This is a genomic window from Bacillus mobilis (assembly GCF_001884045.1).
GTDB lineage: Bacteria > Bacillota > Bacilli > Bacillales > Bacillaceae_G > Bacillus_A > Bacillus_A mobilis.
The window spans coordinates 25,511-37,326 of record NZ_MACF01000150.1 but is presented as its reverse complement, the minus strand read 5'-3'; the positions used below and the strand labels follow the sequence as shown (position 1 = coordinate 37,326).

Annotated in this window: 8 protein-coding genes and 1 riboswitch; of the genes, 7 read left to right on the top strand and 1 reads right to left on the bottom strand. The window is 37.2% G+C overall.

All coding sequences use genetic code 11. From position 1 onward, the window contains the following. Positions 1-614: 614 nt before the first annotated feature. The 5 genes from ltrA (at position 615) to BAQ44_RS29040 (ending at position 7,377) form a co-directional block, all read left to right on the top strand. Complete coding sequence (ltrA, locus tag BAQ44_RS29060) at positions 615-2,261, top strand: group II intron reverse transcriptase/maturase (RefSeq protein WP_001097732.1); 1,647 nt, start codon at positions 615-617, stop codon at positions 2,259-2,261. A 334-nt stretch (positions 2,262-2,595) separates the two neighbouring features. After that, on the top strand, positions 2,596-3,720 hold the full coding sequence (locus BAQ44_RS29055) for a helix-turn-helix domain-containing protein (RefSeq protein ID WP_071725263.1): 1,125 nt from the start codon (positions 2,596-2,598) through the stop codon (positions 3,718-3,720). A 15-nt stretch (positions 3,721-3,735) separates the two neighbouring features. Next, positions 3,736-4,719: an alpha/beta hydrolase family protein gene (locus tag BAQ44_RS29050; RefSeq protein WP_071725261.1), complete on the top strand. Its 984-nt coding sequence runs from the start codon at positions 3,736-3,738 to the stop codon at positions 4,717-4,719. Between the two features lie 216 nt (positions 4,720-4,935). Then, a riboswitch (purine riboswitch) is annotated at positions 4,936-5,039 on the top strand. A 163-nt stretch (positions 5,040-5,202) separates the two neighbouring features. Continuing rightward, the gene (locus tag BAQ44_RS29045) at positions 5,203-6,084 is read left to right on the top strand and encodes a 5'-methylthioadenosine/S-adenosylhomocysteine nucleosidase (RefSeq protein ID WP_071725259.1); all 882 of its coding nucleotides are present in this window, start codon (positions 5,203-5,205) and stop codon (positions 6,082-6,084) included. 465 nt (positions 6,085-6,549) lie between these two features. Beyond that, a complete protein-coding gene (locus BAQ44_RS29040; RefSeq protein ID WP_016135002.1) occupies positions 6,550-7,377 on the top strand; it encodes an endonuclease I family protein in 828 nt (275 codons plus the stop codon). A gap of 137 nt (positions 7,378-7,514) precedes the next feature. On the opposite strand, the gene BAQ44_RS29035 is transcribed toward BAQ44_RS29040, so the two are convergent. Further along, complete coding sequence (locus BAQ44_RS29035) at positions 7,515-8,945, bottom strand: YfcC family protein (RefSeq protein ID WP_071725257.1); 1,431 nt, start codon at positions 8,943-8,945, stop codon at positions 7,515-7,517. Between the two features lie 200 nt (positions 8,946-9,145). On the opposite strand from BAQ44_RS29035, the gene rraA reads away from it, so the two are divergent. Both rraA and BAQ44_RS29025 read left to right on the top strand, forming a co-directional pair. Next, positions 9,146-9,625 (top strand): ribonuclease E activity regulator RraA, encoded by a 480-nt coding sequence (gene rraA / locus BAQ44_RS29030; RefSeq protein WP_063261489.1) that lies wholly within the window; start codon positions 9,146-9,148, stop codon positions 9,623-9,625. A 338-nt stretch (positions 9,626-9,963) separates the two neighbouring features. Continuing rightward, positions 9,964-11,769, top strand: coding sequence for a DUF4430 domain-containing protein (locus BAQ44_RS29025; RefSeq protein WP_071725255.1), 1,806 nt, complete (start codon positions 9,964-9,966; stop codon positions 11,767-11,769). Positions 11,770-11,816 lie beyond the last annotated feature (47 nt).

Sequence of the window (11,816 nt, the reverse complement as noted above, 5' to 3'; positions counted from 1 at the left end):
AATTATGGTGCGACAAGAAGTCGCATTCCCACAGGGTAGCTTCTGCTACTAGATTAGATGCAAAGTCTATCTCCATCCGAAACTGCGGACTTGGTAACGGGCTCGTGGGTTGCATGAGGAAATGTGGAAACAGAGAGTCTGTACATGACTCGGAATACCGCTAGGAGAAGACAGGTACGGTGAACGAGAGTGAAGGCTCGTAAGCTTCGTAATCGTTAGCTTGGGATAATGTACAGCTCTACCCAGGTCTTGATAAGAGGAAAGGCATTCTCATAATACTGCCGCGTTGCATCCCGCAACTTATCCGGAGTAAAGAGTCCACCTAACCCTGTCGTATCTGTGGAATGTGAAACTTGGTAAGCCCTATGTCATCTGCGCAAGCAGTAGGATGACTGTAAAGTCAAACGATGTGGCAGAGGGTAAAGGATATAAGAGAAAGCAAAAGCCGCTAGCCGAAAGGAAACAGGAAAGCATAGAAATATGTATAACTGAGCGGATATTGTCGTCCTTACGGACAAACCCATGACAAGCCTGAAAGGGAGCCCACTTCTTATAGGTCTTCAACATGGAAATACATTTGTAAGTTATCTTCTGACGAATAGGAGCGTGCAGTTATGAACACCTCAGAACGAGCGTCGGCGCACGTCTCGTATACAAACTGGAAAGCAGTTCAGATGTATGTGACGAAGTTACGACAAAGAATTTACCGTGCCGAACAGTTACAGCAACAAAGAAAGGTAAGAAAACTTCAACGCTTACTCATGAGAAGCGAAGCAAACTTACTGTTATCAATTAGACGAGTAACACAGCAGAATAAAGGAAAGCGAACAGCAGGTGTTGATGAACATACAGCCTTGAGTCGCAGAGAAAGAAATCTTCTCTATGAGCAACTCAAAAAGTTAAATACGCTACAACACCGACCAAAACCAGCAAAACGTATATACATTGTGAAGAAAAACGGAAAATTGCGACCGTTGGGCATCCCAACTATAAAGGATAGGGTATATCAAAATATAGTGCGAAATGCCCTTGAACCACAGTGGGAAGCCAGATTTGAAGCTATTTCTTACGGGTTTCGTCCTAAGCGAAGTACCCATGATGCCATACGAAGCATTTTCAATAGAATCAACGGGGGCACAAAGAAGAAATGGATATTTGAAGGAGATTTTCAGGGCTGTTTTGATCATCTCAACCATGAGTGGATACTCAAACAAACTTCTTACTTCCCAGGAAGAAAACTATTGAAGCGATGGCTCAAGATGGGATACATGGAGCAAAGCTTTTTCGCGGAAACGCAAGAAGGTACTCCGCAAGGAGGAATTATCTCGCCACTTCTCGCTAACATTGCCCTTCATGGAATGGAAGAAACCTTGGGAATTACTTACAAGAAAAACTATAAAGCTAATGATAGTTATATTATGAATCCTGCTTGCAAATTTACCCTTATCCGTTACGCAGATGATTTTGTGGTCTTAACGGAGACAAAAGAACAAGCACTCTCTGTATATATGAGACTTCGTCCCTACTTAAAGGACAGGGGATTGGAATTAAGCCCTGAAAAGACGAAGGTTACACATATTGAGGAAGGATTTGAGTTCCTAGGATTCTTGATTCGGCAGTACCAAACTGAACAGGGGAATAAACTGTTCATCAAACCAAGTAAGGGCAGTAGACAGAAAGCGAAGAAGAAAATTGGAGATACTTTACGTGTCATGAGGGGTCAACCCATCGGAGAAATCATCCGAGTGCTTAATCCTATTATCAGAGGATACGGGCAATACTGGAAACATGTCGTTTCTAAGAAAATCTTTGGTACAATGGATAGCTATATCTATTGGAGAATCGGCAAACATCTTCGACAGCTCCATCCAAAGAAGTCGTGGAAATGGATATATGCAAGATATTACAGGCATCCACATCATGGTGGAAATGCTTGGACACCAACCTGCCCGAAAACAAATATCCAACTCTTACATATGTCATGGATTAAGATTGAGAGACACAACATGGTGAAATTCAAAAATAGTCCTGATGACCCAACATTGAAAGAATACTGGGAAAAAAGAGACCGTAAGGTATTTGATACGGAAAACACGATGGATAGAATGAAGCTGGCTAGAAAACAAGGTTACCGCTGCGCTATCTGCAAAACTCCACTACAAAACGGGGAAAAGGTAGTCGTAAAAGACATGCCTGTTCCGCAACACCTCATATTGTCTAATTTAAACTTAAAATTAGTTCACTTACCTTGCCTATACTAAAGGGACTGAAATCGGATAAAAAGAAGGCTTGAGCCGTATGATGGGAAACTGTCACGTACGGTTCTGAGGGGAGTTGGGGGCAGCGATGCCCCCCGCTTACCCGACTAAAAAATCTGTGGTGAGATGAAATGTTTGATTTTAAAGCACTTCAAAATCTTAGCTAGATGACCACGTACCGGTACCCCACAATAAAAAGGCAGGAACATATCAAATATGTTCCTGCCTTTAATTTTAAAGAGATGTTTCCTAACAGTTGATTTTGTTAACGAAAGTCGACTTTAAATCCATATTTTGTGTGAAATAAAAGCATATAATAAAAGTATGAGGTGATGATGTGAAGGAGATAAACATTCATAAAATTATTGCGGATAAGAGAAAACAAAAGGGAATTACACAGGAAGAGTTAGCGGCGTATATCGGTATTACGAAGGCGTCTGTTTCTAAGTGGGAGACAGGGCAGAGTTATCCGGATATTACATTTTTACCATTGTTAGCATCGTACTTTAACATAAGTATAGATGAACTAATCTGTTATACACCGCAAATGAAACAGGAAGATATTAAAAATTTATATCATCGACTAGCGGAAGCTTTTAGTGAAGAACCGTTTGATAAAGTAATGATAGAGTGCAGAGAAATGATTAAAAAATATTATTCTTGTTTTCCGTTATTACTTCAAATGGGACTACTTTTTATAAACCACCATATGTTAACAGAGGATACGGATAAAAGAATTGAAATTTTAGAAGAGGCAATGTCTCTCTTTAGCAGGGTGCAGGAAGAGAGTGATGATGTTTCTCTTGTGAAAGAGGCGGTATCGTTTCAAGCAACTTGCTATCTTATACTCAATAAGCCAAATGAGGTGCTTCAATTACTTGGCGAAACGATACGTCCTAACGTTCCAGAGGAAGATCTAATCGCACAAGCGTATCAAATGCTTGGAAATACTGAGAAGGCGAATGAAATGATGCAAATTAGTATGTACCAACATTTGATGCACTTTGTTTCGACAATCCCGAATTTTGTAATAGTTAATGCCTCAAACAAAGAAAAGGTAGAGATCGCTTTAAATAGAGCTTTCATGTTAATAGATATATATGAAATAGAAAAACTACATCCTAATATGACTTTAAAAGTTTACTATGCTGCTGCACAAGTATATTGTATGCAAGGGAATTTTGAAAGAGCGTTAGAACTGTTGCAGAAATACGCAACAGTTTGTGCAGCTAGTTTCACAGTAAATAGTCTGCATTTACACGGCGATTCCTATTTTGATGCGATTGATGGATGGTTTGCAGAATTTCCACTCGGTGCTAAAACGGTTAGAAATGAAGAGATTATAAAGCGGAGCATGTTAAAAAGTATTGCAGAGAATCCAGTTTTTGCTCCGATGAAAGATGTAAGAGAGTACAAAAATATAATAGCGAGTTTGAAATTTAAATTGGATATAAAAGAATAGAGGGAGGACAAAATTATGGCCTTTGATGAATATGAGGTAGTGATAAATAGTGAATTTACTTTGCGCGGTACGATTACGAAACCGAAAGCTGATGGGAAGTATGCTGCTGTTGTCATTATCGCTGGATCTGGAGAGATTGATCGTGATGGAATGATCGTACCGTTAAAGCTTGCGTCGAATATTTACAAAGATTTAGCACATGTAATAGCGAGACTTGGAGTAGTAACGCTCCGCTTTGATAAGCGCGGGGTAGGAAAGAGTGAAGGGGAATTTCTGAAGACTGGAATGTGGGATTTAGTTAGTGATATAGAGGCTACGATTACGTATGTAAAAGAACAACCATTTGTTGATCCGGAAAATATCATTTTAGCTGGTCATAGTGAAGGGTGTATGTTAGCAACTGTAGTAAACGCAAGAACGCCAGTTAATGGACTCATGCTTCTTACAGGAGCTGCGGAATCGTTAGAAGAGGCTACGAAAAGACAAAGAGAGATCGCTTATAAAGAATTAAAAGAACAAAAAGGAATAAAGGGAAAACTAATGCGCCTTCTCAATGTGGAGAAACGTGGAGAGAAGCAGATGGAAAAAATAAAAGAGAAAATGATGAACACAGAAAAAGATACGATTAAAGTTGGTTTTAAACCGATGAACGCAAAATGGTTTAGGGAGCATTTCCAGCATGATATTTATAAAGATTTACAACAAGTAACATGTCCAGTACTAGCAATCGCTGGTGATAAAGACATTCAGGCTGATCCTGAAAAAGCGAAGCGAATTGGTCATTATGTGAAAGGTGATTCAGAAGTACATGTAGTAAAAAATATGGATCATAGTTTAAAAGGTTTTGAAGGAGAATTTAAAGTATTAGAGCTCCAAAAGAACTATAAAGAAGGGACGGAAAAGCCAATTCATCCGATGCTGGAAGAAATAATTGTGAAGTGGATAGAGGCGCATTGTATCTCGCAATACGAGGGGAAAAAGACTTCCAGCTCGATATAAGGCGGAAGTAAGAAAGCTTGATTGTTTGTAAAAGCTCGGTTGTTGTAGGTGGATTTATTTTAGTATTTAGAATATGAGTTTTTAGTGGTATTTTTCGCTTAGAAATGTATAAAAAATGAATTTATCATTCAAAAAACGAACATTAAAAAATATTTTAATAAAAATGTTCACATTTAGATTGCGTGCACACTAAAAGTTTGATATATTACCAATATAATAATTTTACACATCATCACTCGTATATACTCGGTAATATGGTCCGAGCGTTTCTACCTAGTTCCCAATGAAAGAACTGGACTACGGGTTAAAGTATTCGGCCGTGCTATTTCATGAGCGCTACCGATTTATAATTTTGCATGTGCTTAATTAACTTTGACTACCGTAGTTCTAGAAAGTAGAGATTCTTCTACAATTTCTAGAACTTTTTTGTTTGGACCAAAAGCATCGAGTATAGAAAACAACAAGAGAAAGAGGAGATTATTTATGAAGAACAATATGTTGAAAAAGTGTGCGGCGCTAGTAACTACTACGGTATTGTCATTCTCAATACTTGCGGGATGTAATGCGGGTCCAAAACAAGTTGAGGCAAAAAGTAATCAACAACCGATCTTAATTCAAGGGCCAATGCCGATAGAAGCCGAAAAGTTTGCAAAAAGGTTAAAAAATGTGAAAGAAGAAAAGTCTGGAACCTTCGTATTTTATAAAGGCACTGTCGACAATTATCCTGTAATCGTAGCGAAAACAGGTAAAGGAATGGAAAATACAGCAGCTGCTACAGCAGTGGCTATTGAAAAATATAAGCCTAAGGCGATTATTAACCAAGGAACATCAGGTGGACATGATCCTAATTTAAATGTATTTGATATTGTTTTAGGAAAACAAGTAGCAAACATAGGTTCATTAAAAACAACAAATATGGATGAGAATCAAGGGATTGAACCGACAAAATGGATTTCAATGGACTTAATGGCTTCTGAAGGAAGTGCAGGAGAAGATCCAAATGCTGAGAAAGTCCGATACTACGAGGGAGATAAGGATTTACTTGCAGCAGCGAATGCGGTAAAAGACACATATACAAAAGGTAAAGTAGTGGAAGGTACGATTGGTTCAGCAGATGTTTGGAATAATGAAGTTGATAGAATTAAATGGTTCCATACAAAATACGGTACATCTGTTGAAGAAATGGAAGGCGCTGCAGCAGCGCAAATCGCAAAAGCGTATGACGTACCATTTTTAGGAATTCGAGTGTTATCTAACAACAAAACAAACGGCGGAAAATACAATCCAAACACAGCAGCGGCAAATCAAGAATATGTATATGAAGTAGTTAAAAAGTATATAGATTCAATGCAAAATAAAGAGTAGTAGTTCTGTCCCAATATAAAAATGTAATCATTACTGCACAATGTGTTGTGAACTCAGAATTAACAAAGTTTCTTTCATTAAAATAGATTGGTGCCTACATGGTATCCAATCTATTTTTGTACTTATTCTTCAGAGGAAGAAGGGTTTTACACAAAAAATAAAGACAGTTATAGAAAAAGGAAAAGTCGATTTATCAAATATGCATAATTGCATAAAAAAATTGGAATTTATGAGTTAACATTAAACTACTTTTTAATTGTAAAGAATATTTTAATAATCTTTACTAGAGAAGGATATTCCTTGAGAAGTAGATAAACCAAAAGTATGGAAATAATACAGACTCAATAGAGTTTTGTATTAAATAAAAGGAAAAGGATGGCTATGGCTTTCTAAAAGTTTTTTGGGGGTTAGAAAGCACCTTTTAGTTAACAGCTTCAAATTATATTTTAAAGGGGAAATGGGTATATGAAGTTTCGAAATACAAAGCTTGCTATGGTTACACTATCTTCATTTTTTATTTTAGGTACGGCATCTCTATCATTCACAGATATCATACACGGTGAAGTAGCTTCTGCATCACCACAAGAGATCACTGTAAAAAGCTATGACGATACATATTATAATAATGCAATAGGAAAAACGGGTTTAGAATTAAAGAAGGAACTTCATAATATTATTGATGATCATACAAAGTTATCATACAGTGCGGTTTGGGAAGCGCTAAGAGATACGGATGAAGATCCAAATAATAAAAACAATGTGATACTCTTATATACTGGGCGTTCGCAAGGGAAACTTACGAATGGTTCAGGAGTTGATAATTGGAACCGAGAGCATGTTTGGGCAAAATCTCACGGTGATTTTGGAACGACTGCAGGAGCTGGAACAGATTTGCATCATTTAAGAGCGACGGATGTATCTGTAAATAGTTCACGTGGAAATCTGGATTTTGATAATGGTGGTGTGAATCATTCGGAAGCGACAGAATGTAAATACGATAGTGATTCTTGGGAACCTCGTGATAGTGTAAAAGGAGATATCGCTAGGATGCTATTTTACATGGCTGTTCGTTATGAAGGAGACAACGGCGAAATAGACTTAGAATTAAATGAAAAGGTGAATAACAATAAAGATCCATACATGGGCAAACTATCCGTTTTACTAAAATGGAATGAACAAGACCCGGTAGATGATTTAGAGCGAAAGCGTAATGAAGTGATTTTTACGAAATATCAACATAATCGTAATCCTTTTATTGATCATCCGGAATGGGTAAATAAAATTTGGAACTAAAATACATAAAGGTATTTTACTTTGAGAGAAGGGATTGATCAATATAATCAATCCCTGTTTATATCTATACTAGAATAAGTAATTTTTATAGGATTGGAGAATAGAAATTTTATCAAGTTAAATATAACATGAGTTTTTTAATACGGTCCCCACTCAATATTCACGCCAATAATAAGAAAAATAAGTCCGATGATAAACCAAATGAATGCAAGTGGAGCCATAAATCGAATCCATTTTCCGTAAGAAATTCCGCTCGCTGCGAGAACGCCCATTAAAACACCGGAAGTTGGATTGAGACAGTTCACTACACCTTCTCCAAGCATAACAGCTTGTACTGTAACTTGGCGTGTAATGTGCATGAAATCGGCGAGTGGAGCTAATATTGGAATGAAAATAACAGATTCTCCTGTCCCGGATGAAATGAGAAAATGTAATGCGGCACTACTTACATACATACCGATAACACCAAATACAGGGCTTTGTCCTTCGAGAGATTGTGCGAGCTGATTCACAATTGTATCAAGTAATTTTCCTTGTTCTAGAATGACTGAAATACAACGAGCCATTCCGACGATTAAAGCACCGTAAATGAGATTTTGGCAGCCTGCTAGAAAAGTAGAAGCGATATCGTTTGCTTTCATGCCACCTATGATTCCCGCTGTAATTGCGATGAAAATAAAAGTAGCGGTCATTTCTGCGTCTGTCCAATGGAGACGAAAAGCACCTATTAAAAATGCAATTAATGATAAAGCTGAAACGAGTAAAATTAATTTGTGACGTATTGTCCAAGGAACTTCAGTTTTCTCTATTTCTTTCTCACTTGAAAGAGCATTACTTGGAAACCGGTTATCTCCGAGTATGCTTCCTTTATTCGATTTTTTTAAACGTTTTACATACCAATTAATATATAAAATGGTAGCAATTAAAAATGAGATATAGATTGCTGTACGTAAACCAATCCCTGAAAACATCGGTAGTTCTGCGATCTTTTGTGAAATGCCTAAAGGTGAGGGAGATAAAATAGTAGCATTAAAACCAGCATAAGTGCCTAAATAAATAATTGCTACGCCGACGATAGCGTCCCATTTTAATGTGCGTGCAACGATGATACCGATGGGAATAAAGCCGATAACTGAGTTTACGATAATGCCAGTCGTTCCGAGAATAGAAAAGAGTGCGGCGACAATGCAAATGAAAAGTAATTGCTGATTACGAAACTTGTTAATCACATGATAGATTAAACCGTCAAGAGCACCTGTTTTTTCAAGAATGGCAATAGCTCCACCTGTAAATAAAATTAAGAAGATGATAGGAGCAGCAAGCGTCATTCCTTTTTCAATAGCGGTAAAAAAAGAAACAAATCCTACTGGCGATTGTGGAACAGAATGATAACTTCCTGGTATTGTCGTTGTAATAGTACCATTTGTAACTCTTTTAAACTCTCCAGCAGGAACGAAATATGTAGCTATTGCACAAAGTAAGGCAATAAAAAATAGTAGTACGTACGCGTCAGGCATTTTAAATTTTCGTTTGCTCGGCTGCTTTTTTACCTCGGTCTGTAATTGCATAAAATCCCTCCTTTTTCACTTGGTTAATTTTTAATATTCTGAAATTTATCTGTGAAATAGATTATAATAAAGGTAGCTTCTTAAGGCAATAGTTTTTCTGTCCTTTTCTTACATATACAAATTCTTGCAACATTAGACAGGGAAACGAAAATAATCAAAGAATATGTTATATAGAAAGAATAAGGAAAAGAGGGAAAAAGATGTGGAAAACTACGGATCTATGTGATGAGTTTGAAAAGGAATTACAAATATGTCGCCAGTCTTTTCGGTCGTTTGGGAAGAAGGAACAGTTTTACGGGAAAATTGCAACGGTGAAAGTGAAGGATGATAATGTACTAGTGAAGGAAGGATTACAAACACTACCAGAAGGAACGGTATTAGTTGTTGATGGCGGAGCGTCCACGAATTGTGCGTTACTGGGCGATAATTTGGCAGCTATTGCGGAGGAAAGAAAGCTGGCAGGGATTATTGTGAATGGATATGTTCGTGATTCTAGTGAACTAAAGAATATTAATATTGGTATTTTAGCGTTAGGGACGATGCCAAATAGAAGTGTAAAAGAGGGAAAAGGAGAGCGGAATATTTCGTTGCAATTTGGACAAGTAGAATGGAAACCGAATGAATATGTGTATGCGGATGAAGATGGCGTTATTATTAGTGAAAAGAGTTTGCATCGTTAAAGGTTAGTAAGTTACTATTCTTAGAAAATAAATCCGATAAAGCATGGACAAAATTCTTTGTCAATAGTAAAATAATACAGAAATTTAAAATTAACAGAATGTATAGGTTTATCGTTTTACGATAACTGAAATGGAAGTAAGTTGTGCCTAGAAAAGTGAATGTTATCACAATGATACGTTCATAAACAAAATTATTTTTCCTATACAAATATAGCCGCGAATGATGCGGGTCGGAGGTGTTGCACAGTTTGTTCGACACTTACAAAAAAAGAGTGTCAATTGCACGCCCTTGAAGGGCCTTTTTTTGTGTAAATAGTAGTAAGGGAGGAAATTTTGGGATGGCAATGTTGAAAAAATGGCTGCTTACGTCGTTAATGGCAGTTACACTTGTATTTGTTTCTTTTGCGAATACAGTACATATTACGTTTGCTGAAGGAAATACAGCAAAACTTGCAATTGTTGGTGAATCACAAAAGGGCATTATGTTATGTCCGAAAGAAGAGCAGATTACAGATGGGGAAACAGCTTTAAGTTTGCTGCAAAAAGTCATGGGGGACAAAGTAACAGCAGAGACGATGTCTTTTGGAACGTATGTTAAAGGCATTAACGGCTTAATGGCTGGGGACACAAGTGGCTGGTTGTATGATGTAAATGATAAATCTGCAGAAGTTGGAGCAGATAGTTATAAATTAAATGCTGGAGATGTTGTTGTCTTTCGTTTTGTTGCAGACTGGAGCAATATGAGCCAGGAAACATTACAGCAAACATTAGATAAATTTGGTACTTGTAAAACTGTAGAAGAACCAAAGACAGATGATCCAAAACAAGAAAAACCAGAAGAACCAAAGACAGATGATCCAAAACAAGAAAAACCAGAAGAACCAAAAACGGATGATCCAAAACAAGAAAAACCAGAAGAACCAAAAACAGATGATCCAAAACAAGAAAAACCAGAAGAACCAAAAACAGATGATCCAAAACAAGAAAAACCAGAACAACCAAAGCAAGAAAACATTCAAGTTCCAGCAGCGCAAGTAAATGATGCGATCTCTAAGACGTCTGAAAAGATGTTACAAGATGGAATTGAAAGTGATTGGGTAGCGTTAGGTCTTTCTCGTTCTGGAAAGAATGTTCCAATTGAGGCGAAATTAAATTACGTTAAGTCAGTAACTGAAAAAGTAGAAAAGCGCATTAACCGTTTTTCAGCGACAGATTTAGCTAGAACGATTATTATGATGAATGCAATGCATGCAGACCCTACAAAGGTAGGCGAACATAATTTAGTTCAAAAATTGTACGAATCAGATAAAGTAAATTCTGTTACAGGCTATACATTTGCTTTACTTGCATTTGATACGAAGAAATATGAAGTTCCAGTGAATTCAAAATGGAATCGAGTTGCTTTAGTTGATGCGCTTTTAAACGCGCAACATACAGATGGCGGCTGGACTTACGATAGCGCAAGCAGTAAAGACAGTGCTAGTAGCGTTGATGTAACAGGTATGGTTTTATCAGCATTAGCTCCTTATCAAGATCGACCAGATGTGAAGCCAGCTGTAGAAAAAGCTGTTGCCTATTTATATAACGAACAACTAGAAAATGGTGGTTTTTCTGCTGATGGACAAGAGAATTCTAATAGTGCTGCGCAAGCGATTATTGGATTATCACTTGTTAAAGATGTAGATCAACATCGTCTACATAAGGCAATGCAAAATCTACTATCATACCAACTTCCAAATGGTGAATTCAAATGGTTACCAAGTGATCAAAACGGTAGCGGAATGGCTACAGAGCAAGCATTCTTAGCTTTACTTCAGTTTAAAGACCTTGGGAAATCGATTTATGACTGGTCAAATGTATCTGTTCCTGAAATCGATAAGAAACCAAATGTGGATTCAGAAAATGTTGTAGTAGAAAAAGAAGTTACTGAACAACCACAAGAACAAAAACAAGTACAAGAAGAAACGAAAGATGACACGCTAAAAGTTGTTGTCGATAACGAACCAGTTAAAAATAAAAAATCCGGAAACGGTAGCACGTTACCACAAACAGGAGCATCTTCTCATAGTGCAGCTACAGAAGTAGGTATGGGTGTATTATGTCTTGCTTCTGCATATGTATTATGGAGACGTAAAGCAGCTTAACAAAAATTAGGAGCAATCATTTGCTCCTAATTTTTAATATGAAAGGT

Bases quoted from the DNA above. Each gene is read 5' to 3' on its own strand.
- BAQ44_RS29045 (WP_071725259.1), top strand. From the start codon at position 5,203: ATGAAGAACAATATGTTGAAAAAGTGTGCGGCGCTAGTAACTACTACG.
- BAQ44_RS29050 (WP_071725261.1), top strand. From the start codon at position 3,736: ATGGCCTTTGATGAATATGAGGTAGTGATAAATAGTGAATTTACTTTG.
- BAQ44_RS29035 (WP_071725257.1), bottom strand. From the start codon at position 8,945: ATGCAATTACAGACCGAGGTAAAAAAGCAGCCGAGCAAACGAAAATTT.
- BAQ44_RS29040 (WP_016135002.1), top strand. From the start codon at position 6,550: ATGAAGTTTCGAAATACAAAGCTTGCTATGGTTACACTATCTTCATTT.
- BAQ44_RS29025 (WP_071725255.1), top strand. From the start codon at position 9,964: ATGGCAATGTTGAAAAAATGGCTGCTTACGTCGTTAATGGCAGTTACA.
- ltrA (WP_001097732.1), top strand. From the start codon at position 615: ATGAACACCTCAGAACGAGCGTCGGCGCACGTCTCGTATACAAACTGG.
- rraA (WP_063261489.1), top strand. From the start codon at position 9,146: ATGTGGAAAACTACGGATCTATGTGATGAGTTTGAAAAGGAATTACAA.